This window comes from Rhizobium sp. ZX09 (genome assembly GCF_017357485.1).
GTDB lineage: Bacteria > Pseudomonadota > Alphaproteobacteria > Rhizobiales > Rhizobiaceae > Agrobacterium > Agrobacterium pusense.
In genome coordinates this window covers 2,034,855-2,057,853 of the sequence record NZ_CP031364.1, presented here as the reverse complement: position 1 = coordinate 2,057,853, position 22,999 = coordinate 2,034,855, and the positions used below count along the sequence as shown (strand labels likewise).

At 60.2% G+C, this 22,999-nt stretch carries 17 protein-coding genes and 3 pseudogenes; 15 read left to right on the top strand and 5 right to left on the bottom strand.

Features of this window, described 5'->3' with window-relative positions:
- Nucleotides 1-52 precede the first annotated feature (52 nt).
- A complete protein-coding gene (locus BTN45_RS24080; RefSeq protein WP_207591528.1) occupies nucleotides 53-1,636 on the top strand; it encodes a Na+/H+ antiporter in 1,584 nt (527 codons plus the stop codon).
- Between the two features lie 112 nt (nucleotides 1,637-1,748).
- Here the strand turns inward: BTN45_RS24080 and BTN45_RS24075 are convergent, their stop codons facing one another.
- The gene (locus BTN45_RS24075) at nucleotides 1,749-2,561 is read right to left on the bottom strand and encodes a nickel-binding protein (RefSeq protein ID WP_004444419.1); all 813 of its coding nucleotides are present in this window, start codon (nucleotides 2,559-2,561) and stop codon (nucleotides 1,749-1,751) included.
- Nucleotides 2,562-2,743: 182 nt separating this feature from the next.
- Complete coding sequence (locus tag BTN45_RS24070) at nucleotides 2,744-4,687, bottom strand: ABC transporter ATP-binding protein/permease (RefSeq protein WP_207591527.1); 1,944 nt, start codon at nucleotides 4,685-4,687, stop codon at nucleotides 2,744-2,746.
- Nucleotides 4,688-4,903: 216 nt separating this feature from the next.
- Here BTN45_RS24070 and BTN45_RS24065 point away from each other — a divergent pair, with 216 nt between their 5' ends.
- The 8 genes and pseudogenes from BTN45_RS24065 to BTN45_RS24030 all read left to right on the top strand — a co-directional run bounded on the left by BTN45_RS24065 (nucleotide 4,904) and on the right by BTN45_RS24030 (nucleotide 13,467).
- Entirely contained in the window at nucleotides 4,904-6,112 is a 1,209-nt protein-coding gene (locus tag BTN45_RS24065) for an MFS transporter (RefSeq protein ID WP_207591526.1), read from the top strand.
- A gap of 137 nt (nucleotides 6,113-6,249) precedes the next feature.
- Nucleotides 6,250-6,759, top strand: coding sequence for a cytochrome P460 family protein (locus tag BTN45_RS24060; protein ID WP_207591524.1), 510 nt, complete (start codon nucleotides 6,250-6,252; stop codon nucleotides 6,757-6,759).
- A 180-nt stretch (nucleotides 6,760-6,939) separates the two neighbouring features.
- Nucleotides 6,940-8,717 (top strand): annotated as a pseudogene (locus tag BTN45_RS24055) (cytochrome c biogenesis protein DipZ).
- A gap of 36 nt (nucleotides 8,718-8,753) precedes the next feature.
- The gene (locus BTN45_RS24050; RefSeq protein WP_207591522.1) at nucleotides 8,754-9,512 is read left to right on the top strand and encodes an alpha/beta hydrolase; all 759 of its coding nucleotides are present in this window, start codon (nucleotides 8,754-8,756) and stop codon (nucleotides 9,510-9,512) included.
- 204 nt (nucleotides 9,513-9,716) lie between these two features.
- Nucleotides 9,717-10,763 (top strand): alpha/beta hydrolase, encoded by a 1,047-nt coding sequence (locus BTN45_RS24045; protein WP_207591520.1) that lies wholly within the window; start codon nucleotides 9,717-9,719, stop codon nucleotides 10,761-10,763.
- A gap of 94 nt (nucleotides 10,764-10,857) precedes the next feature.
- Nucleotides 10,858-11,598, top strand: coding sequence for a response regulator (locus BTN45_RS24040; protein WP_022563954.1), 741 nt, complete (start codon nucleotides 10,858-10,860; stop codon nucleotides 11,596-11,598).
- Nucleotides 11,595-12,911: an ATP-binding protein gene (locus BTN45_RS24035; protein ID WP_207591519.1), complete on the top strand. Its 1,317-nt coding sequence runs from the start codon at nucleotides 11,595-11,597 to the stop codon at nucleotides 12,909-12,911. Before BTN45_RS24040 ends, BTN45_RS24035 begins: the two co-directional genes overlap by 4 nt.
- A 143-nt stretch (nucleotides 12,912-13,054) precedes the next feature.
- A pseudogene (locus BTN45_RS24030) lies at nucleotides 13,055-13,467 on the top strand (organic hydroperoxide resistance protein).
- Nucleotides 13,468-13,658: 191 nt separating this feature from the next.
- Here BTN45_RS24030 and BTN45_RS24025 read toward each other — a convergent pair.
- The 3 genes from BTN45_RS24025 to BTN45_RS24015 form a co-directional block, all read right to left on the bottom strand.
- On the bottom strand, nucleotides 13,659-13,835 hold the full coding sequence (locus BTN45_RS24025; protein WP_207591518.1) for a hypothetical protein: 177 nt from the start codon (nucleotides 13,833-13,835) through the stop codon (nucleotides 13,659-13,661).
- A gap of 65 nt (nucleotides 13,836-13,900) precedes the next feature.
- Nucleotides 13,901-14,881 carry an alpha/beta hydrolase gene (locus BTN45_RS24020; RefSeq protein WP_172873905.1) on the bottom strand — a complete coding sequence of 327 codons (981 nt, stop codon included), beginning with the start codon at nucleotides 14,879-14,881 and terminating at the stop codon, nucleotides 13,901-13,903.
- Nucleotides 14,882-14,895: 14 nt separating this feature from the next.
- The gene (locus BTN45_RS24015) at nucleotides 14,896-15,414 is read right to left on the bottom strand and encodes a Dps family protein (RefSeq protein ID WP_207591517.1); all 519 of its coding nucleotides are present in this window, start codon (nucleotides 15,412-15,414) and stop codon (nucleotides 14,896-14,898) included.
- Between the two features lie 413 nt (nucleotides 15,415-15,827).
- Here BTN45_RS24015 and BTN45_RS24010 point away from each other — a divergent pair, with 413 nt between their 5' ends.
- From BTN45_RS24010 to BTN45_RS23985, 6 genes and pseudogenes are all read left to right on the top strand, one after another.
- Entirely contained in the window at nucleotides 15,828-18,119 is a 2,292-nt protein-coding gene (locus tag BTN45_RS24010; protein ID WP_207591516.1) for an FdhF/YdeP family oxidoreductase, read from the top strand.
- A 195-nt stretch (nucleotides 18,120-18,314) separates the two neighbouring features.
- Nucleotides 18,315-19,895: pseudogene (locus BTN45_RS24005) on the top strand (ATP-binding protein).
- Nucleotides 19,888-20,544 carry a response regulator transcription factor gene (locus BTN45_RS24000; protein WP_207591512.1) on the top strand — a complete coding sequence of 219 codons (657 nt, stop codon included), beginning with the start codon at nucleotides 19,888-19,890 and terminating at the stop codon, nucleotides 20,542-20,544. Before BTN45_RS24005 ends, BTN45_RS24000 begins: the two are co-directional and overlap by 8 nt.
- Before the next feature lie 66 nt (nucleotides 20,545-20,610).
- Entirely contained in the window at nucleotides 20,611-20,985 is a 375-nt protein-coding gene (locus BTN45_RS23995; protein WP_004444449.1) for a response regulator, read from the top strand.
- A 273-nt stretch (nucleotides 20,986-21,258) separates the two neighbouring features.
- Nucleotides 21,259-21,723, top strand: a complete 465-nt coding sequence (locus BTN45_RS23990) for a hypothetical protein (RefSeq protein WP_207591510.1) — start codon at nucleotides 21,259-21,261, stop codon at nucleotides 21,721-21,723.
- 1 nt (nucleotide 21,724) lies between these two features.
- Complete coding sequence (locus BTN45_RS23985; RefSeq protein WP_207591508.1) at nucleotides 21,725-22,972, top strand: oxalate decarboxylase family bicupin; 1,248 nt, start codon at nucleotides 21,725-21,727, stop codon at nucleotides 22,970-22,972.
- Nucleotides 22,973-22,999: the final 27 nt, after the last annotated feature.

The following is a 22,999-nucleotide window of genomic DNA, read 5'->3' as shown; positions in this document are numbered from 1 at the left end:
TTTTCGCAAATCTCGTCATTTGATGTGAGTCCGACGCGGATTGGGGGCGCATATGGACGGCACGCATCTGTTCGAACTCGTGATCGCGATGTTTCTCGCCATCATCGTGCTGCACTACATCGCACATCGCATGGGCCTGCCGCCATCCGTAGCGCTACTGGTGGGCGGGGGAACGCTGGCGTTCCTTCCCGGCTTGCCCACGATCGCTGTCAATCCGGAACTGGTTCTTGTTATATTTCTACCGCCACTGCTTCTCGACGGAGCGTGGTCGATCGCCGTCGATCGCCTGAAACGACACGTCTTCGGAATTGCATCTCTCGCGATCGGTGCAGTGCTGTTCACGACAATCGTCATCGCGGTCGTTGTTCACCTCCTGATGCCGTCTCTGCCATGGGCGGCCTGCGCGGCCCTTGGCGCCATCGTCTCACCTCCGGACGCCGTCTCAGCCCGTGCCGTGCTGGAAAGGGTCAAGATTCCGAGGCGTCTGCAAATCCTTCTTGAAGGTGAGAGCCTTCTCAACGACGCCAGCGGGCTCGTGCTCTTTCGTTTTGCTGTAGCGGCTGCGGCCGGAAGTACATTCAGCACCACCGACGCAATCGGCACCTTCATTTTTCTGGCCCTTGGAGGCGCCGCAACCGGCGTGGTCGTTGGCTTCGCATGGGTAAAGCTCGTCCGGCACCTTGGCGACGAGTACCTCATCATTGCCGCCACCGCAATCTTGTCATGGATCGCCTATCTTTTGGCGGAACAGGTCCATGCGTCCGGTGTAATCGCCACCGTAACGGCCGGGCTGATAGCGTCATGGCATCAGCACACCGTCTTTTCTGCGGCGACGCGAATGCGCGGCACCTCATTCTGGAACGTCCTTGTTTTCCTGATGGAGGCTATGGTTTTCATCCTGATAGGACTATCGCTGCGAGACGTCGTTGAACGTGGCGGCGGCTTTGGCTCACTGGTTGGTTCGATGGCACTCCCCGCGGCCGTAATCCTCGTTACGCTCGTCATCGCGCGGTTCGTGTGGATATTCACATCGGATCTGGTCATCAGGTTTTTTCACGGGCTCAAGGTCGCTCGCTCGACGCCCCTCGGAGCAGGAGGGGCGACGGCGCTCGGCTGGGCAGGCATGCGCGGCGTCGTGACGCTGGCACTTGCGCTCAGCCTGCCGGAGGATTTTCCCGGACGTGACTTCATTCTGGTCATGGCATTCGCGGTTATCGTGGGAACCGTTCTCATACAGGGAACGACGCTTGGGTGGATTATCGCCTGGGCGGGGCTCGGCAATATCGAACCGGAGCGCGCACCGATGACGATGAGTGAGGCTGAAGCCGCCATGGCGCAGGTCCAGCTCGCAGCCGTGCAGGGGCTTGCCTACGACGAAAGTGGGGAACTCATCCATCCCCAACTCCTGAAGAGATACGAACACCGGCTGGCGGCAAGTGTCAGATACGCCGAAAGCACCGAGAAATATTCGCCACTTCTTCATGCCCACTTTGATGTCGTTCTTCAGGCTGTCGCCGCCGGCAGAAAGGAACTTATTCGTCTGCGACGCGAAGGGAAGATCGATGATGAAACTTTAAGGGAGCTTGAGCATGATCTCGATCTTGAAGAGCTCGGCGCAATTTCTGCGAAGGCGTGACTGGCTGGATGCTTTCCAACTTAAGGAAACCAGCACCTTTAAGCAGCAGGAAGCCAAGGAAAGCATCGCAACGGTAGTGCCGCGTCAGGATCAGCCGTGAAGAACACCATAATCAATGCAACCACTCGCAACGATAGGCTAGGACCGGCTTGGCGAAGCCTTTAAGCCTGTATCGATGGCCATATACGGGGACATCGGCGCTGCCATATTCCTGCAGGGTCTTGTCCGATATCAGGATCTGATCGCTATGGGCGGCAGCACAAAGCCTTGCAGCCAGCTGAACGGTCGTGCCGAAGAAATCATTGCTGTCTTCAATCGGCTCACCACAATCCAGCCCGATGCGGATGTGAATGGGTTCGCCCCTGTCGCTGTTGTAGCGATGGAAGGCGCGCTGAATATCGATTGCACAGTCGACTGCAAATGGCGTGGAGGAGAACACTGCCATTATGCCGTCCCCGGTGTGCTTTACCTCCCGTCCTGACCGTCTTACCAGACAGCCACGCACGAGCGCATCATGCGCGCGGACGAGTTCAGCTGCCATACGATCGCCCAGGCGAGCGGTCATTTCGGTTGAACCGACGATGTCAGTGAAAAGTATCGCACGGTGGCCAGCATCCATGTGTTTGGGGGCAGGCTCGAGCGGCGTAGGGTCCTGTATTCGCCCGAGAAACGCCTCCACAGCCGACAGGGCGACTTCCACAACTTCGCTGGCGACGAAGCCGTGGGCTTCGCGGTGCACGCATTGCGCTGTTTCAGCATCCGGCGCATCCATGAGGCAGAAGGCGGTACCGCGCCTTTCATCGAACCAGTAGGTTAAAAACCTGACGCCATACCGGTCCTGAATGTCGATATCCTTAAGATGCGCGGCGGCAATATCGGCCGCAGAAACTCCGGCGAGCTCATGCCGGTCCATGAAGATAGGCATTGTTTCCTCCCGAGAGTATGTCGTTGCCTCATCTGGCGGCCAGATTACGACGTCACCGATTGACCGTCCACCGTTCATACGGGTGACGTGGAAAACACAGAAGCACCGAAAGAGCGATACTCATTCGCATTATGTCAGGGGGTGAAAGTGCTGCGCGATTTTCGTCCGCGGTTGCCCGCTTCTTACCTGCGTTTGACCATGCGGCGGAGCAACGAGCCGGACCGGGCCTTCCTCGAAATGAGGTGGATATCGCTGACCAGCTTCGCGCCACCTTCCCGGCGTTCCAGCGTAATCTTGCGGCTGTGGAAGGCCTCCAGCTCGGCGCGATGTGCCACGCTGATGATCGTAGCATCTGGCAATTCGTCGATGACCGTCTGCATCATCCTGTCCTGGCTTTTTTCATCCAGGGCGGCAGTCGCTTCATCCATGACGATGATATCGGGATCGTTCAGCAGCAGGCGGGCAAAGGTGAGCCGCTGTTTTTCACCACCGGAGAGCGTCTGGTCCCACGGCGCCTCTTCTTCAACCTTGTCCTTGAGGTGGCCGAGACCGACCTTGTCGAGAGCTGCGCCGATCTCGTCGGCAGTCCAGCTCTCCGCTGCCTGCGGATAACAGACCGCCCGACGAAGCGTTCCGGACGGAATATATGGCCGCTGCGGCAACATGAACAGCCGGCTGCCGGCACGAAAACTGACGCTGCCGCCGCCCCATGGCCACAGGCCGGCGATTGCCCGCACGAGCGTGCTTTTCCCGGATCCGGATTCACCTGCGACGAGCACCCGCTCGCCGGGTCCGATTTCTACATCCGTTTCCTTGACGACAGCAGTACCATCGCCCAGCGAAACGGATACATCCTTGAGGCTCAGCATCGGCTCACCCTCCGTTTCACCGCGCACGATCCGGCCGAGCGTATCGCTCTGTTCAGCCCGCTCGAGGCCGTCAAGCGACATCATCAGCGATGCGACACGCCTTGCGCAGGCATTCCAGTCCGCCAGCCGGGGATAGTTATCGACCAGCCAGCCGAAGGCGGACTGAACGATGGTGAAAGCCGATGCCGCCTGCATGACCTGGCCCAGCGACATGCTTCCGTCGAGGAACTTCGGCGCGCACAGCAGGACCGGAACGACGGGCGCAATCAGCATCGATCCATGCGACACGACGGTGGTACGCATATATTGCTGCGCCATTCGCTTCCACTGATGCCGGACATTGCGGAACCTGCTGTCGAGATCGCTGCGCTCTTCTTCTTCGCCACCCAGCAGCGCAATGCTCTCGCCATTTTCCCTCACACGGGTCAGCGTATAGCGGAATTCCGCCTCGAGCTGGTTCTTGACTTCCGAGACTTTGACGAAGTTCCGGCCGATCCACGCAATCGAGCTTGAGGTGATAAGCGCGTAAATTACCGCTGCCACTACCAGAAAGCCAGGTATCGTTATCCAAACGCCGCCGATCGGCAACGTCAGCGCGCCGCCGATCGTCCACAGGACGACGATGAAGGTGGATGCCGATACGAAGGCGGCAATGACCCCTGCGACGAAATCCACCGGCGCTTCAGTGGCGATCCGCATGTCCTCCGACAGCCTCGCCTCCGGATTTTGATGGTCGCCGTCAATCAGGTTAAGCTGGTAATAGCGGCCATTTGCAATCCACCGGGAGACCAGCACCTTCGTCAACCAGGACCGCCAGCGCCGCTGGATCCGCATCCTGACATAGACCTGCGATGTTACGATCAGGACGCTGCCCAGAACCAGCGGCGGGAATATGGAAGCGAGAAAATAGACCGTGGACGCATCCCGTTTTTCAATCGCGTCGAAGATGCCACGATTCCAGACGTTGACACCGTATTGGAAAGCGACATTGATGCCGATCATCACCAACAGGCCGATGGAGAACGGCCATGCCAGCCCGTCGCCGCGGCGGCTCCAGAAGCCGCGCGCGCTGATCCAGAAGCGTTTCAGCAGATATTTTTTGCGGGCCTTTTCGGCTTCCTCCGGCGTCAGGCCCTCAGCAGGTTCGATTTCCTCCGGCGGCAGCGGCTCATCGGCTGCATTCTCGACATGTACTTTCCCTGCACCATTCTTGCCGGTGCCATCGGCTCGTTTCGAATTTGCGTCAGCATCGGTCATGGACGGCTAAACGGATGGCGGTTTGAAAGGTTGCCCGCCCGCAAAGTTTTCCCGCGGGCAGAAAGGCGCACGCCCCCCGGACACATCCCTGCGTCAACGCACGCGCCTGCGTTGTGCGTCGCACAAATTTGGACAAATAGGCATGAAATTCGGACTTTTAGATACATATCATCCAGCAAAATTCTTTAAAACTCTCCCAACTCAAGGAGAGATACCATGACCGACACCACATCAGAGTTTGACGGGGCAACAATGTCCCTCGACATCGAGGAGCAACCCGCGTGGACAGCCGCCACATGGTTCGCGGTTCTTTCGATGGCGGCCACCAGCTTTGCGCTGGTATCGGCCGAGTTCCTGCCGGCGGGACTGTTGACGCCGATGGCGCGTGACCTCGGCATCACCGAAGGGACAGCCGGACAGGTCGTCACGGCCACGGCATCCGTCGGCGCAGTGACGGCGCTGTTGAGCAACGTCCTCATCGGCAGGCTGAACCGCAAGACCGTGCTAGTCGGTCTAAGTGCACTGGCGATCGGCTCAAACCTTCTTGCTTCATTTGCAACCGATTTCTGGCTTCTGTTGCTGGGCCGGGCCGGGCTCGGGATTGCTCTCAGCGGGTTCTGGGCGCTTTCGGTTGCCGTCGTCGCAAGGCTTGTCGGCGCAAATGCGACAGGGCGCGGCATGGCCATCGTTACCCTCGGCGTTTCGCTCGCCACAATCGCCGCGCCTTCGATGGGAGCCCTCATCAGCGACTGGCTGGGATGGCGCACGGCAATGTCGATGACGGCAGGACTTGCCGTCATTGCCATGCTGCTGCAGATCCTCAGCCTGCCGTCGCTGCCGGCAAGCACCAGCAACAGCCTTTCCGATGTTTTCCGCCTGACGCGGCGGCGTAGCGTTCAGCTGGCCATGCTCGCGATCCTCCTGCTCATGACGGGACATTTCGCCGGCTCGGTCTACGTCCGTCCCTTCCTCGAGCAGGTGACGCTCCTCGGTACAACGCCGATTGCTCTCGCACTGCTTGGATTTGGCGTCGCCTCGGTGATTGGCAACGTCGCGGGTGGCCGGATGGCTGATGCCAGTATCCGTCTCGCACTCATCGTCACCGCCGCACTGATGGCATTTGCAACGATTTCCCTGGTTCTTTGGGGCGTCCATACCGGTGCCGCATTTGCTCTGGTCGCCCTTTGGGGCCTTGCCTTCGGCATGGCGCCTGTCGTGCTGCCGACCAACCTTTCCCGGGGCGCGCCGGATGCGCTGGAGGCGGCAGGCAGCCTGATGGTCGTTTCTTTCCAGGTGGCCATCAGCATCGGTGCAGTGTTCGGCGGCTATATCGTCGATTCCTACGGCGCCACCGCGCCGCTGGCTCTGACCGCGATCCTCGCGACATCCACCGTCGCGCTCGCGCTGCTACAGCGCGCCGATTGATATGTGTGTGCCGGCGCTTCCCTCGCCGGCACAATCGCTGCTACGATCTGATACATAAATCCCGGTTTCAGGAAACATGCCGGATACCTGCCGCGCAGATCATCGTCTGATCGTTTTCGGATGAGGCAGGATTTGTCATGAAGAACCAGATTTTCTTTGCCGTCGCTCTTGCAGTTGTGGCAGCAGGTTTCGGAGCCGCTTATTCAAGCCTTGAGGACAGCCCGCCGGAAAACGCCTCACCCCTCTATGGCGTTACGCTTCCCGAGGGATATCGCGACTGGCGCTTCATCGCTCCCGCACAGGAAGCGCCGCCGCTCGATGAGCTTCGTGCCGTTCTGGCAAACGACATCGCCGTGAACGCTTACAAGAGCGGAACCCTGCCCTTTCCTGATGGCTCGATACTGGTGAAGCTTGCCTACAAGCGGCAGCAATCCGCGGAATTTCCACCAGCCACGGTGCCGGGCGCGGCAACCACCGTGCAGGTGATGGTCAAGGACTCCAGGAAATATCCTGACAGCCATGGCTGGGGCTTCGGGCGCTTCGTCAACGGCAAACCGGTCGATATCGCACAGCATGAGACTTGCCTTTCGTGTCATGTCGGCAACGTCAAGGACCACGATTTCGTTTTCACACGGTACGCGCCCTGACGAGCAAAGGGCCGCGCCGCCGTTGCCTTCATGGTCGACGGTCCGTCCGCTCGCCTACACTCCCATACAAAATCACCCACACACCGACACATCAGAGATACGCGACGCCGGGAAGGTGGCGCCATTACCGGCTCACCTTCGCCGCCCGGTGCCCCTAATCCCAGCTGAAAGGAAAAGATAATGACGCTTCTGGTCGTTGCCTATCTCGGGGGCGTGCTGACAATTCTCAGCCCCTGCATCCTGCCTATTCTTCCCTTCGTCTTCGCGCGGGCCGGCCAACCGTTCCTGCGCAGCACGCTGCCGCTGCTCGCCGGAATGTCGATCACCTTTGCCGCCGTTGCGACGCTCGCTGCCATCGGCGGCAGCTGGGCGATCAACGCCAACGAATATGGCCGGCTCGCCGCCCTTTCAACGCTCTCCCTTTTCGGAATTGGGCTGATGTCACCGAAGTTCGCCTCTGTCCTGTCCCGTCCGGTCGTTGAATTCGGCAACCGACTTGCCAATGCCGCCGGCAAGCCCGATGCCGCCCCGACGGTCACTGGCTCCCTGCTGCTCGGCATCGCCACCGGGCTCCTGTGGGCGCCCTGCGCCGGCCCAATCCTCGGGATCGTGCTGACCGGTGCGGCCCTGAAGGGCGCCAATCTGGAAACCAGCCTGCTGCTTTCCGCCTATGCCGCCGGTGCTGCGACATCGCTTGCCGTCGCCGTCCTCATTGGAGGCAGGGTGTTTGCGGCGATGAAGCGTTCCCTCGGTTTCAGCGAGCGTATTCGCCAGGCAACCGGAGCAGCGGTGCTGGCCGGCGTTGCCGCCATCGCGCTTGGGCTGGACACCGGTTTCCTATCGCAGATTTCCTATGCCAGCACGACATCGTTCGAACAGCACGTTCTTGATCGTCTCGACGCAGCCAGTGGGCCCGAACAGACGGTCGAAGTAGCGGAGAAAACCGCAGCCACAGCCCCGGACGGTGACGCTGCCGCCATGCGCCCGGCACTGCCGGTTGAAGGCACCGCGCCGTCCCTCGATGGAGCTGTCGAATGGCTGAACTCCCCGCCGCTCACCCGTGAAGACTTGCGCGGCAAGGTCGTGCTCATCGACTTCTGGACCTATTCCTGCATCAACTGCATCCGCACCCTTCCTTATGTGCGTGCCTGGGCGGAGAAGTACAGGGATCAGGGTCTCGTCGTCATTGGCGTCCACGCGCCCGAATTTGCCTTCGAAAAGAAGATCGACAATGTCAGACAGGCCGTCGCCGGCTTCAAGATCGAGTATCCGGTAGCAATCGACAATGATTACAGGATCTGGCGCGCCTTCGATAACAGCTACTGGCCAGCGCATTACCTGATCGATGCCAAAGGCCAGATCCGTTACCACCATTTCGGTGAGGGAGACTACAGGGAGACCGAAGAGGCAATTCAGGATCTGCTGCGCGAGGCGGGCAGCACCAGCGCGTCCGCCACTGAGACTGTGACGCCGGAGACAAAGGGGGCTGAAGCCGGCGCGGACATGAGCCACATGCTCTCCGGCGAAACCTATGTAGGCTACCGTCAGGCGCGAAGCTTTGCATCGAACGAGACAATGGGTGCAGACGCGCCCCGAGACTATTCCGTCACGGCGCCTGCCCTCAATGAATGGGGCTCTCCGGCGAATGGACGGTCGGCGCGGAAGCGGCCACCCTTGATGCGGCCAATGGCGGCATCACCTACCGCTTCAGTGCCCGTGACCTGCATCTGGTGCTGGGTCCGGTTGATTCCAGAAAGCCGGTTCGTTTCCAGATGACCGTGGATGGCCATCCGCCGGGTCCTGATCATGGCGCCGATACGGATGCCAATGGCAATGGCGTCGTCACATCAACCCGCCTTTACCAGCTCGTTCGCCAGTCCGGCACCGTGACAGCAAAAACCTTCACCATCCGCTTCCTCGACCCCGGTGTGCAGGCCTACGCCTTCACCTTCGGTTGACCCGTTTTTATCCGGCCACATGAAAGGAATAACACGATGCATCATCGTCTCATGCCAAAATTCGCGCTCGCCTTTGCAACAGCGCTGATTGCTTTTGCCGCACAGGCGGCGGAGGTAAGGAATATCGTCATCGTCCACGGCGCGCTTGCAGATGGTTCTGCCTGGCGCAAGGCAACGGACATCCTCGAAAGCCGTGGTTTCAACGTCACCATCGTCCAGGAACCCATCACCTCGCTTGCCGATGATGTGGCAGCAACAAACCGCGTGCTCAATCTCCAGCAGGGCCCTAGCCTGCTGGTCGGGCACAGCTACAGCGGCATGGTGGTTTCGGAAGTGGGCAATCGACCCGATGTGGCGGGGCTGGTGTATGTCGCCGCCTTCCAGCCGGAAAAGGGAGAGAGCCTTCTTGACCTCGCCACAGCAAAACCACCTGCTGGAAACGGCATAAAGCAAACAAAGGATGGCGCCTTCCTCTATCTGGATCCGGCGGTCTTTGCGCAGGATTTCGCCGCCGACCTGCCCAGCGATGAGGCTGCCTTCATGGCCAAAAGCCAGGTCTTTGCCGCCAAGGCTGCCTTCACAGCCAAGGCCGGTGAGCCAGCCTGGAGAACAAAGAAAAGCTGGTCGATCATCGCGACGCAGGACAGGTCGATCAACCCCGATCTCGAGCGTGACATGGCAAAACGCGCCGGCAGCGCGGTGACCGAGATCGCCGGGAGCCACGCAGTCTTCGCATCCAGGCCCGAAGAGGTCGCAGACGTCATCACAGAGGCTGCCCGGCGGTCCGCGAAATAAACACGGATCTGGTGGAACGCCACCACAGCCGCTCCTGACATCGGGAGCGGCTGATCCGCATTTAGAGGGCAAGCTGAATGTATCAGTCTGTATATAGAAGGCTCGCTGCTACAAAACCATTCACATCAGGTTCGCCCGGGACACATCGGGGATACACGTACAGCGTTAACTGCCTGTCATCCAAAAAGGACAGGAGAGACGACAATGAATTCCGAGATCAATTTCCAGCGCCGCCGGTTCTTCGGCATTGCCGCAATGACTGTTGCCGCCGTAGAGTTCGGCGCGGCGGGCCTGGCCCAGGCCAAAGGCGAGGCGCCTTCAGCTACCCCGTCAGCAACAACAGGCGAAAAAACGTCCTTTGGGCCCCTGAAGCAGGTCAAAGCGGGTGTACTCGATGTCGGTTACGCCGAAGCCGGGCCCGAGGAGGGCCCGGTCGCTCTGCTGCTGCACGGATGGCCTTATGACATCTACAGCTATGTTGACGTTGCGCCCATCCTCGCTTCGGCAGGATATCGCGTGCTTATTCCCTATCTGCGCGGATACGGCACCACACGTTTTCTTTCTGATGAAACGGCACGCAACGGGCAGCAGGCAGCACTCGCGGTCGACATGATCGCCTTTCTCGATGCCCTTGGCGTGAGACAGGCCGTCGTGGCGGGCTATGACTGGGGCGCTCGCACGGCCGATATCATGGCGGCACTCTGGCCCGAGCGCTGCACCGGCCTCGTGTCGGTCAGCGGCTATCTGATCGGCAGTCAGGAAATCAACAAAAAGCCACTTCCGCCCAGGGCGGAACTTTCCTGGTGGTATCAGTTCTACTTCGCGACGGAACGCGGCCGTGCGGGTTACGCCGCGAATACCCGCGACTTCGTTCGCCTGATCTGGCAAACGGCCTCCCCGACCTGGAAATTCACCGACGAAACCTTCAATCGTTCCGCTTCCGCGTTTGACAATCCCGACCACGTGGCGATCACCATCCATAATTACCGCTGGCGGCTGGCACTTGCCGAAGGCGAAGCCAAATATGACGACTACGAGCGCCGGCTTGCGAAACTTCCCCTCATCACGATCCCGACGATCACGCTGGAAGGTGACGCCAATGGCGCACCGCATCCGGACCCCTCCACTTACGCATCAAGGTTTTCGGGCAAGTACCAGCATCGCAATATCAGCGGCGGCATAGGGCACAACCTGCCGCAGGAAGCGCCCGAGGCATTCGCCGGGGCCGTTCTCGACGTCGCAAAGCTTTAGGCTTGCCGAAGCCCGCGAACCGTTGTCTTACTGCTGTTGGCAGCGGGCAATGCAGTAGCGGGCCACTGAAACGTCCGCACGATGAAGGCATCCAATGGAACATATCGATCACATTCTCGTCGTGGACGACGACAGGGAAATCCGGGAGCTGGTTTCCAGCTACCTGAAGAAGAACGGCTTGCGAACAACGGTGGCTGCCGACGGACGGCAGATGAGGAGTTTTCTGGACGGCAATACCGTCGATCTGATCGTGCTCGACGTGATGATGCCGGGCGATGACGGTCTGGTTCTCTGCCGTGAGTTGCGGGCCGGAAAGCACAAGGCCACGCCGGTTCTGATGCTGACTGCCCGCGATGACGAGATGGACCGGATCATCGGGCTCGAAATGGGCGCCGACGACTATCTTTCGAAGCCCTTCGCCGCCCGGGAGCTTCTCGCACGGATCAAGGCAATCCTGCGCCGCACCCGGATGTTGCCGCCCAATCTGCAAATCAGCGAAGCGGGGCAGCTCCTGACCTTTGGCGACTGGCGTCTTGACACGGTGGGCCGCCATCTGCTGGACAGGGACGGTACGACCGTGGCACTGAGCGGCGCTGAATACCGGCTTCTCAGGGTGTTCATCGATCATCCCCAGCGCGTCCTCAACCGCGACCAGTTGCTGAACCTCACACAGGGGCGCGATGCCGAAATCTTCGACAGATCGATCGATCTTCTTGTAAGCCGCGTGCGTCAGCGGCTGGGAGATGATGCGCGGGAACCCACCTACATCAAGACGGTGCGTGCGGAAGGTTATGTCTTTTCCGTTCCGGTGGAGATTTCGGAGCCAAGGGCATGAAAGGCCGGCATCTGATTGCCGGCTGGTGGCCACGCTCGTTGCGGTCCAGACTCTTTCTCATCCTGCTTGCCGGGCTTGCCATTGCCTACGGGTTGTCGTTCAGCATCCTCTTTGCCGAACGGTATATGTCTGCCAAGGCAGTCATGCTCGGGACACTGGAGCAGGACCTTGCGGTATCCATCGCCATCATAGACCGCCTGCCTGCGGAAGAGCGGGCGGGATGGGTGAACCGCCTCGGCCGCAGCAACTACCAGCTCATCCTCGGTCCTGGCCTTCCCGGCGTCGCCGACATGTCCGGGCGCGGGGCAGAAATCGCGCAGAGGATCGAAGAGGCCGCCGGGCACCGGTTTCCGGTCAGGGTGGAATCCATTCCCGGCGACGGCAAGAGGCTTCAGGCTCATCTGACGCTGTCGGACGGCTCGCCCCTGACAATTGACGTAACACCACGGGGTGTCATGCCCATCGCCGAATGGCTGCCCTACGTCTTCGCCGCACAAATGGCGCTTCTCCTCCTCTGCACCTGGTTTGCCGTGCGGCAGACGACCAGACCCCTCAGCGCGCTGGCAGCCGCGGCGGAAGCGCTCGATCCGGGGGAGAAGGGGTTGCCGATGAGTGAGAGCGGCCCGAGCGAAGTTGCCCACGCGGCTCGTGCATTCAACGCCATGCGCGATCGCGTCGCACAATATCTTGAAGAACGCGTGCAAATCCTCGCGGCGATTTCACACGACCTGCAGACGCCCATCACTCGAATGCGGCTGCGGGCCGATATGGCTGATGATACGCCGGAAAAGGAAAAGCTGGTCAGTGACCTGCGTGAAATCGAACGTCTGGTGCAGGACGGGATCGCTTATGCGCGCAGCGCCCACGGCAACGGCGAGAAGTCCTCTCGCATCGATCTGGCATCCTTCATCGACAGCATCGCCTACGACTATCAGGATACCGGAAAGGTGGTCACGGTTTCAGGCATTGTGCGCGGCACGGCGTCGACAAAACCGCACGCATTGCGACGGATACTCACGAATTTCATAGATAACGCCCTCAAATTTGCTGGCAGTGCCGAAATAAAAGTGGATCGGCATGCTGAAGGCGCCGTTGTCATCACGGTGCTCGACAAAGGACCGGGCATTCCCGACGAGATGCTGCACAACGCCATGCAGCCATTCTTCCGGATTGAAACATCGAGAAATCGCGACACGGGCGGAACGGGCCTCGGGCTTGCGATTGCGCAGCAGCTTGCCGGAACGATCGGCGGCTCGGTGCGCCTCTATAACAGGCAGGGTGGCGGGCTGGCGGCCGAGGTTTCTTTTCCCTGACGCGGAGGCAGGCCGAGCACCTCGTAACACGCCGATACGTTTCGATACAGTTTCGCGTTTTCCGGAAACATGGCCGATACGCTGATCCCTCACAAAGCTCCTATCGCAAAACGCCGCGGCAGCGGCAATCAAAGGAGCCTCCCATGACCAGAATCGAGACTGTTCTTTATACCGGCAAGACCCGCACGACCGGCGGCCGTGACGGATCGGCGCAAAGCGACGACGGCGCACTTTCCCTCAAACTCTCGCCTCCGGGCAGCGGCAAGCCGGGGACCAATCCCGAACAGCTTTTGCAGGCTGGTCGGCATGCTTCATCGGCGCGATGACAAAGGCAGCGGCCAGGCGCCAGCTTCGCCTTCCGGCTGACACCGCCGTCGATGCTGAGGTCGACCTCGGCACGACGGGTGGCGAGTTCTTCCTGCAGGCCCGCCTGTCTGTCAGCCTGCCGGGCATCGATCGTGCCGCCGCGCAGGCGATCGTCGAGGATGCGCACCAGATCTGCCCGTACTCCAAGGCAACGAGGGGGAACATCGATGTCACACTCAAGCTCGCATAAACCGCTTTTCCGCCCGCGTTGGCTCGTCATCGCCCTCGTGCTCTCGGCAATATTCGCGGTGCCCTGTGTCTATGACGCAGGTTCAGACGAGCCTTCGTCGCTTGCGGGGCTTCTGGGCGCGGTCATCTGAAACCAATATCGTGAAAGCTGATGAGCGCGGCTCGACAAAGCCGGGCTTGTTTGCATATCGGTCATTCGGGGGATCTTGTCTCGTACATCGGCAGATCCCGTTCGGGCCCGGCATGATGTCTATTTTTCGCATCGGCACCCTGCGAGAGCGGAAGCTCAAGCTGGATATCCTCCATCTCCGGCAGGCTCGCGATCCCGTCACGAAGGACAGGAGCTTCATCAGCTGGTCTGAACGGCATCGAAATCTCCATCTCCGCAGAAACCGGCCGCCGCCCGCTTTCGCCGGCAGCCGCGCCTTACGCGATCAGCCTTTCACAAAAGCCAGCAGATCGGGATTGATAACGTCTGCGTGGGTGGTGAGCATACCATGCGGGTAACCCTTATACACCTTCAGCGTCCCGTTCTTCAGAAGCTTGACCGACAATTCGGCGGAGGCCGCAATCGGCACGACCTGATCGTCATCGCCGTGAAGGACGAGCGTGGGCACCGAGATTGCCTTCAGGTCTTCCGTCTGATCGGTTTCCGAGAAAGCCTTCACGCCATCGTAATGGGCCTTGGCGCTACCCATCATGCCCTGACGCCACCAGTTCTGTATAACACCGGGATAGACCTTCGCGTCCGGACGATTGAAACCGTAGAAGGGGCCGGTCGGGACATCTAGGAAGAATTGGGCGCGATTATCGGCGACGCCCTTGCGGAAACTGTCGAAGACTTCGATCGGCAGGCCGCCGGGATTGGACGGCGTCTTCAGCATCAGCGGCGGAACGGCGGAGACGAGCACGGCCTTGGCGACGCGGCCGTGCGGCTCGCCGAATTTTGCGACATAACGCGCGACTTCGCCACCGCCTGTTGAGTGCCCGATATGAACCGCATTTCTGAGATCGAGATGTTCCACGACGGCAAAGGCATCGGCGGCGTAATGATCCATGTCGTGCCCGTCGCTCACCTGCTGCGACCGGCCGTGGCCGCGGCGGTCATGCGCCACGACGCGATAACCGTTCTCTACGAAGAACAGCATCTGCGCGTCCCAGTCGTCGGATGACAATGGCCAGCCATGATGGAAGACGATCGGCTGGGCATCCTTCGGGCCCCAGTCCTTGAAAAAGATATCGACGCCGTCCTTGGTCTTTACGAATGATTCCGTCATTGGAAATGCTCCTTCGGTGGGAGGTGGGGTGGAGTTTGAAAAAGCTGTCGATGGCATGGCCATCGCCGTGGAAAGTGCCGCGCCCGCCAGCAGAAGGTGCCGTCTGGAAAGCGCGAGCTCGATGGGATTGCCGGCCATTTCCTGTCCTGCGTTCAGCGCGCACGGCGCGTGGTTTCAAACAGGAACCATGTGCGCCGCTCGGTCTCGTCGATCCAGTTCTCGATGAGACTGGTGGTCGCGTGGTCGTTGAGGTCGGAGGTAAGGCTGTGCGTTTGCCGCAGGATGGCGGTCAGCTGTTTGTTATCCTCGCGCAGTTCGGCAAGCATATCCTCAGGCGTGACGAAGTCGGCGTCATTATCGAGGAGGCGCTGGAGGCGGGCGATATGTCCGATGGAGCGGACGGTGGTACCGCCGATCTTGCGCGCCCTTTCGGCAATGTCGTCGGTCATGGCAAAGATCTGGGCGCCCTGTTCGTCCAGCAGCGTGTGATAGTCACGGAAATGCGGACCGGAAACATGCCAGTGGAAGTTCTTGGTCTTGACGTAGAGCGTAAAGACATCCGCCAGCAGGGCGGTCAACGCCGCGGCAATGTCGCGGCTTGCCTCCGCTCCGAGATCGGTCGGGGTTGCAAGTGGAAGCTTGCGGTTTCTGGAAGCTGTTGTCGTGTCCATGATCGTTCTCCTTTGGCAATTGACCGCCCGTTGTTGAGCGTCCCTGTTGCGGCTGTCTGATCGGCCTCGAGAATAGGGAGAAGAACGGGTGAGGAGAAATCGGCTGCTGGTACAGTCTACCCGATACCTAAGTGTAGTTTCGGCTAGCGCCGGCCCGGGATAACGTTTGCCCGTCGCCCCGCCCCTCGGCGATTGGCTCACAGAAGCCAGAAGCTCCGGCGTCCCCTCCCCGGAGCCGCGGATCTCCCTCCCGATCCGCAAAAGGCCGCCCCCGCCGCAGGAGGCGGCCTTTTTCATTTCGCCCTCTGGTGAGCAGGCAACCTATGCATGAGTATGATGTTTAAGCTTGCGTACGTGGGCTACCGTCGTGGCGCACGACAATCGCCAGGCTGCAAAATCGAAGGACTTCCCACATGACAGAAGAACGCCCGGAAGGTATTGAAAAATATGATCATCCCGCCGGCGGCTGGGATGCTTTGAAAGCCGTCGCGAAAACCCTCGCGCACCAGCAGATCGTCGCCCAGGGCACCATGACGCTGCTCAAGGCAAATCAACCTGAAGGCTTCGACTGTCCCGGCTGCGCCTGGCCCGATCCCAAACACACCTCATCGTTTGAATTTTGCGAAAACGGCGCCAAAGCGATCACATGGGAATCGACTGCCAAACGATCCGGACCTGAATTTTTCGGACAGCACACGGTCTCCGAATTGTGGCAGTGGACCGACCACAAGCTCGAGGATGCCGGAAGGCTGACCCTTCCCCTGCATTACAATGCCGAGAGTGATCGCTACGAGCCGATCGCCTGGGACGATGCGTTCCGCCTGATCGCGCAGGAGCTCAACAAGCTTGGTGACCCAGACATGGCGGAGTTTTACACGTCAGGCCGGGCGTCCAACGAGGCTGCTTTTCTCTATCAGCTTTTCGTACGCGCCTTTGGGACGAATAATTTTCCCGATTGTTCCAACATGTGCCATGAGGCAACCAGCGTCGGCCTTCCGAAATCCATCGGCGTCGGTAAAGGCACAGTGACGCTGGAGGATTTCGATCATGCGGATGCGATCTTCAGCTTCGGCCACAATCCGGGCACCAATCACCCCCGCATGATGACGACGCTGCACAATGCCGCAAAACGCGGCGTGCCGATCGTCGTTTTCAATCCGCTGAAGGAACGGGCGCTGGAGCGTTTCGCCGCGCCGCAGGACCCGATCGAAATGGCGACGCTCTCTTCCACTCCGATCGCCTCCGCCTATCATCAGCTGCGCACCGGCGGCGATCTCGCCGCCCTCAAGGGCATCATGAAGGCGGTGTTTGAAATGGATGCGGAAAGCCTCGGTGCGGGCGGAGCCGGCGCACTGGACCGGGCCTTCATCGAGCAGCATACCTCAGGCCTTGACGTGCTGCGCAGCGATATCGATGCCACATCATGGGATACGATCTGCTCGGTCAGCGGGCTGACGAGGGAGGCGCTATGGAGCGCTGCCCGGGTTTACGTCAACGCCTCCAATGTCATTATCTGTTACGGCATGGGTATAACGCAGCACTCCAAGGGTACGAGCAATGTCCAGCAGATTGCCAATCTATTGCTGCTGCGCGGCAATATGGGTCGCCAGGGTGCGGGGATAGCGCCCATTCGCGGCCATTCCAATGTTCAGGGCGATCGCACTGTCGGCATCACCGAAATCCCGAACAAGGCGCTGCTGGATGGCGTGGAACGCGCTTTCGGTTTTCGCCCCTCCGCTGAAAAAGGCCACAATGCCATAGAAGCCGTCGAGGCAATCATCGCCGGACAATCCCGGGCGCTCATCTGCCTTGGCGGAAACCTCGCCGTCGCCATGTCGGATACCGCCGCGACCTTCGAAGGTATGCGCAAACTCGATCTCGCTGTCCACATTGCGACGAAGCTCAATCGCTCGCATCTTCTGACGGCACGGACATCGCTGATCTTGCCCTGTTTGGGGCGAACCGATCTGGATACACAGGCCTCCGGCCCGCAGGCGGTGACCGTCGAGGATTCCATGTCGATGGTGCATGCCTCACGCGGTTTCCTCAAACCGCCAGGCGAACTTGTGCGGTCGGAGCCCGCCATCATCGCCGGCATCGCCAAGGCAACCATCGGAAACCGCCACTGCATTGACTGGGACTGGCTGATTGCCGATTACGATCGCATTCGCGACAAGATCGAAGAGGTCTTCCCTGACTTCAGGGATTTCAATAGCCGGGTCCGCGTGAAGGGCGGCTTCCGCCTTGATGTCGCAGCCTCCTTCCGCCGCTGGAACACGGAGAGCGGCAAGGCCAATTTCCTTGTCGCCACCGGGATCGAGGAAGATCCGCTGATCTCCAATCCGGACGCCCTCGTACTGACGACCATCCGCAGCCACGACCAGTACAATACAACGATCTACGGCATGGATGACCGTTATCGCGGCGTCTTCGGCCGCAGGGACGTCATCTTCATGAATCGGCAGGACCTCGCCGAACGGGGCCTGAAGGATGGCGACCGCATCGATATTCACGGTATCGCCAAAGACAGTGAGGGGCGCCACCTCGTTCAGGGTTTCACGGCTGTTGAGTACGATATCCCGAAGGGCTCGGCAGCGGGTTATTATCCCGAGATGAATGCGGTGGTCGCGCTAGGCCGCTATGATCGCCTTTCGGGAACGCCTTCCTATAAAGGCGTACCGATTACGGTGAGTGCAGCTGGCTGACGAGCGAAGGGCCGGTGCGCATTGCAAAGGCCATGGGCCCCTGTGGACGAGGTCTTGGGTAAAAATTTTGCATATGGCGCTACACCCAGTTGCCGCTATCGTGATGGTAAGACGGCGGTGGCACGCAAGACCTATGTATAGGTCAGGTTGTGCTGAAAAAACCGTATTGTCGGCAAAAATCGCATCGGGGGAACAATGTCGATTGCGTCAATGATGTTTCGCGCGCGAGAGCCGGAGGATGGAGCCCACCATCTGGTTTTTGGAATTGGCGCGCTGGTGCTGGCGGCCGGAGTATTTTACGTTGACACCTATACCGACATAGAAGGCGCGATCGCCGTTCTTTATGTCATCACGGTTCTTCTGGCCGCGCAGGCCGTGAGCTGGTCAGGTCTCATCGCGACCTCCTGCACCTGCGCCATCCTATCGCTGCTGTCCTATGCGGCGACCCATGCGCAGGACGCCGACTTTCAGTCTGCCCTTCGATTGGTGGTCGCCCTTGCAGCACTGGCCGTCACCACCATGCTGCTGCTGAAAACCGAAACCGCGCGGCTGGCGATGCTGTCCGTCAACGCGGCGCTCAAAGAAAGCGAGGAGCGCTATCGCTCCATTTTCGACCGCACGCGCGTGGCACTCTGGGAGCGGGACTACTCGAAGCTTCACGCCCTGTTGATGGGCCTCAAATAACAGGGCGTCACCGATATACGCGCCCACGCACGCGCCAATCCGGGTTTTACGCAGCGATGTATCGACCTCATCACGGTCGTTGCGTCGAATGAGGCAGGAAAGGAAATGCTCGGTTACGACTCCTCTCTGCGCGGAACCCTCCAGCAGTCAATCGTTTCGTCTTCCGGAAAGTTCGTCGATGTCCTGCAGGCAATCATCGATAACCGGCGTGTTTTCGAAGACAAGGTGGTGGTGCGCACGGAAAGCGGTGAAGACAAGCTGGTGCTTCTTTCCATCAGCTTTCCGGCCGAGGCGGCAGCCTTCAATCGCGTGGTGGTGAGCATGGTGGATATCACCCAGCGCGAAATGGCGCTGAAGGCGCTGGCCGAAGCACAGGCGGAGCTGACGAAGGCTTCAAAGGCCGCGGCGGTGGGCGCCATGTCAGCATCGCTCTCCCACGAATTGAACCAGCCGCTTGGGGCCATCATCGTCAATGCACAGACATTGCTGCGGTGGCTGGATCGCGATCCGCCGGATCTCGCCGCGGCCCGCCGTTCGGCCGAACGCATGATCCGTGACGGCCAGCGCGCCAGCGACATCATCCAGAACACACGCTGTCAGCTCGCCCATACCAGCGGCAAGACGGAAACCTTCGATCTCGATGAGTTCATTGACGAAACGCTCAGCCTTCTCGAACACGAGCTCGAGCGCAGTGGCACCACCGTCCACGTGGAGAAACAGGCCACTCCGCCAATAACGGCCGTCAGGATCGAATTGCAGCAGGTCCTCATCAACCTTCTCACAAATGCCATTCAGGCGATGGAAGAGGCCGGCAGCACCAATCGCACCATCACGGTGCGGAAAAAACGTGAAGACGGCCACAATATCCATATTGCCGTTCACGACAACGGACCGGGATTCCCCGCGCAGATGAAGGAAAAGCTGTTTTCACCATTCTACACGACAAAGGAGACGGGGATGGGCATGGGGCTATCGATCTGCCGCACCACTCTGGAAGCGCGCGGCGGCAGGCTGACCGGTGACAATCACCCCCTCGGCGGGGCGGTCTTTACCATTTCCATGCCGATCAGCCAGGAGATGGAACATGCCTGACCCACGCAAGCAGGCGAAGGAGCCACCCCAACCCGTCGTTTTCATCGTCGACGACGACGTGTCGATGCGCGAGGCGCTGACCGATCTTTTTCGCTCCATGAAGTTTGATGCCGAAGCTTTCGACAGCGCCACCGCCTTCCTCGAAAAAGCCAATCTGAACCGGCCGGGTTGCCTGCTGCTCGATGTGCGGCTTCCGGGCATCAGCGGCCTCGACTTCCAGATGCAGCTGGAACGCGTCGGCAACAGGATGCCGATCATCTTCATGACCGGCTTCGGCGATATCCCGATGAGCGTGCGGGCGATGAAAGCCGGCGCCGTGGATTTCCTGACAAAGCCCTTCAAGGAACAGGACATTCTGGACGCCGTCGCGGCCGCGATGGACCGGGATGCTTCCCGACGCCGCGAAAGCGCCCAGAACGAGGCCGTCGCATCCCTTGCCGAACAACTAACGCCGAGGGAACGCGAGGTCATGAGCGCTGTCGTCCGGGGTCTGATGAACAAGCAGATCGCCTATGAGCTAGGCATCAGCGAGGTCACGGTAAAACTGCATCGCGGCAATGTGATGCGCAAGATGGAAGCGAGGTCGGTCGCCGATCTCGTTCGCAAGGCGGAACTGATCGGCGAGAAGATGCGCCCACCTGTATCTTAGTATGGTATCTTTGAGGGCGGCATGGGCGCATAGAGGAAAAAAGAAAAACAGAAAAGGTCGCTTTCATTGCCCCCCGTTCCCGTCATTGCCGTCGTTGACGACGACCCTGCCATCCGTGAAGCCATGGACGATCTCATCATGTCCTTCGGTTACCAATGCCGCCTGTTTGCCTCTGCCGAACAGTTTCTGGACGCGCAGCAGCAGGCGGACATCGATTGCATCGTTGTGGATGTGAAGATGCCCGGCCTCTCCGGCATCGAATTGCAGAGTGAGTTGAACCGGCGCGGCGAGCATGCGCCGATGATTTTCGTGACGTCCTATGAGGATGACCGCACCCGCAACGCCGCCCTGAGCGGCGGCGCCCTGGCCTTTCTGCGCAAGCCGGTCAATATCGGCAAACTGATGGGATGCCTGGAATCGGTTCTCGGACCGCAGCCCTGACCTTCGGTTGACGCCTGGCGAAGACAGCCTTTCATCACGCTAAGCCTCTCCCTTCGAGCCCTGTTTTTATGCCCCGGCCCCGTGCCGCCAGGGCACGCCTTGCCGTTGGCGGAATTCCTCTCGGCGTTTGCCATACCGCCACGACCTTCCGCCATACCAACTAGACCTCTGTATAGGTGCCGCCAGCGCTGCCCCGCCGTAGCCTTGTCCCAGTCAAACGCCTCCTTTCCGGACGGTCCTGACGACACGATCATCCAATTCGAGGAGCGGGGCATGACCTCCATCAGTCAGACGACAGACGAGCGCAAACCTCGACATCCCAAGGTCGCAACGGTGCTGGCTTTGGCCGCGACCGCAGTGCTCGCCGGCAACGCTCTCCTGATCAGGAATACCGACCCGGCGCTTGCCGTCTCTGAAAACGTTGCATCGGCCAGCGCCTTCCGCATCCTCACGCCGCAGGCGATCGACAGGCTGGCCGGACTTTCGGGTCCTGTTGCTCCAGGGGAGGATGCGGCAACAGGCGTGTCAGCTCCGGCAGATGACAAAACGTCCTGCATCGCCATCCGCGCCGCCCGGAAAACGGACCGGTACGAGGCGCTCGAGCCAAAAGCCTTCTGTCAACTGCAGCACCGTCTCTTCAATGCCGAGCTGATTGATCGCATTGCCGCGCTCCAGCTTGCATCACAACCCGACGATACCGATACCTCGTCGCAACTCGCCATGAACAAGGAGTTCTGAAATGGAAGCTTTGACCAGACGCGCAGTCCTCGCAATCGGCGCCGTCGGCGGCACCGCGCTTGCCGCCAGCACCGCCGGGGCAGCATCTTTCGGCAATCCCGATCAGCCTGCGGAGGGAGCAATCAACGCCAATGCCGCGGGGCTCAGCGATCCCGGCCCGAAGAACCCTGTTATCAACGACCAGTTCCCCTCCTTCCAGAACCCGCCCGCGACGGATGTCGGCGACATGCAGCTCTTCTGGGGTTCGTTCAACAATGCCGCCAAGCGTATCCAGAACGGCGGCTGGGCACGTCAGGTGACCAAATCCGATTTCGCGATTTCGGATGCCGTGTCCGGGGTCAACATGCGACTGGGACCGGGCGGCATTCGCGAGATGCACTGGCACCGCGCCGCGGAATGGGCGATCATGACCAATGGACGCTGCCGTATCACCGTGCTCGATACCGAAGGCCGTGCTTATGTCCAGGACGTCGAGGCCGGCGATCTCTGGTATTTTCCGGCCGGTTATCCCCATTCGCTGCAGGGACTTGGTCCCGATGGTTGCGAATTCGTGATTGTGTTCGACGAAGGCGACCAGTCCGAATATGGCACCCTGCTACTGACAGACTGGCTGGCGCATACCTCACCTGAACTGCTGGCGAAGAATTTCGGCGTCGAGCAGGATGTGTTCCGCAATATTCCACTGCAGAACCTCTGGATTTTTCAGGGCAAGGAGCCTGGACCTCTCTCCAGGGATCAGGAAGCCGTTGCCGGTGCAGGACTTCCCCCTCACCCCTTCACCTACAAGCTCGCGGCCTCCAAACCGCTGAAGGAGAACGCTGCTGGCGTCATTCGCCTTGCCGACAGCAGCGCCTTTACCGTGTCCAAAACCATCGCCGCCGCCATCGAAACGATCAAGCCCGGCGGGGTGCGCGAAATGCACTGGCACCCCAACGCGGACGAATGGCAATACTGGATCAAGGGTGAGGGCCGGATGACCGTGTTCGACGCCGGTCCGCGCAGCCAGACCGCCGATTTCCGCGCCGGCGACATTGGCTACGTGAAACGGAGCCAGGGCCACATCATCGAGAATACCGGCAAGACCGACCTGCAGTTCGTGGCGGTCTTCAAGACGGCAGAGTATCAGGAAGTCAGCCTCTCTTCCTGGCTCACGCATACCCCGCCGGCGCTCGTTGCCCAGCACCTGAATGTCAGCATCGAGGATATCGCCAGGTTTCCCGCAAACCAGCCGGCAATCATGCCAGGCTGAACATCCTCTCCTTCAGTAGGGCCGGCG

What these genes read in the sequence shown, in the direction of transcription:
- BTN45_RS23985 (WP_207591508.1), top strand. Translation starts at nt 21,725, where the DNA reads ATGGAAGCTTTGACCAGACGCGCAGTCCTCGCAATCGGCGCCGTCGGC.
- BTN45_RS24025 (WP_207591518.1), bottom strand. Translation starts at nt 13,835, where the DNA reads ATGCCGTTCAGACCAGCTGATGAAGCTCCTGTCCTTCGTGACGGGATC.
- BTN45_RS24010 (WP_207591516.1), top strand. Translation starts at nt 15,828, where the DNA reads ATGACAGAAGAACGCCCGGAAGGTATTGAAAAATATGATCATCCCGCC.
- BTN45_RS24060 (WP_207591524.1), top strand. Translation starts at nt 6,250, where the DNA reads ATGAAGAACCAGATTTTCTTTGCCGTCGCTCTTGCAGTTGTGGCAGCA.
- BTN45_RS24040 (WP_022563954.1), top strand. Translation starts at nt 10,858, where the DNA reads ATGGAACATATCGATCACATTCTCGTCGTGGACGACGACAGGGAAATC.
- BTN45_RS23990 (WP_207591510.1), top strand. Translation starts at nt 21,259, where the DNA reads ATGACCTCCATCAGTCAGACGACAGACGAGCGCAAACCTCGACATCCC.
- BTN45_RS24020 (WP_172873905.1), bottom strand. Translation starts at nt 14,881, where the DNA reads ATGGCCGGCAATCCCATCGAGCTCGCGCTTTCCAGACGGCACCTTCTG.
- BTN45_RS24080 (WP_207591528.1), top strand. Translation starts at nt 53, where the DNA reads ATGGACGGCACGCATCTGTTCGAACTCGTGATCGCGATGTTTCTCGCC.
- BTN45_RS24075 (WP_004444419.1), bottom strand. Translation starts at nt 2,561, where the DNA reads ATGCCTATCTTCATGGACCGGCATGAGCTCGCCGGAGTTTCTGCGGCC.
- BTN45_RS24045 (WP_207591520.1), top strand. Translation starts at nt 9,717, where the DNA reads ATGAATTCCGAGATCAATTTCCAGCGCCGCCGGTTCTTCGGCATTGCC.
- BTN45_RS24035 (WP_207591519.1), top strand. Translation starts at nt 11,595, where the DNA reads ATGAAAGGCCGGCATCTGATTGCCGGCTGGTGGCCACGCTCGTTGCGG.
- BTN45_RS24065 (WP_207591526.1), top strand. Translation starts at nt 4,904, where the DNA reads ATGACCGACACCACATCAGAGTTTGACGGGGCAACAATGTCCCTCGAC.
- BTN45_RS24000 (WP_207591512.1), top strand. Translation starts at nt 19,888, where the DNA reads ATGCCTGACCCACGCAAGCAGGCGAAGGAGCCACCCCAACCCGTCGTT.
- BTN45_RS24050 (WP_207591522.1), top strand. Translation starts at nt 8,754, where the DNA reads ATGCATCATCGTCTCATGCCAAAATTCGCGCTCGCCTTTGCAACAGCG.
- BTN45_RS24015 (WP_207591517.1), bottom strand. Translation starts at nt 15,414, where the DNA reads ATGGACACGACAACAGCTTCCAGAAACCGCAAGCTTCCACTTGCAACC.
- BTN45_RS24070 (WP_207591527.1), bottom strand. Translation starts at nt 4,687, where the DNA reads ATGACCGATGCTGACGCAAATTCGAAACGAGCCGATGGCACCGGCAAG.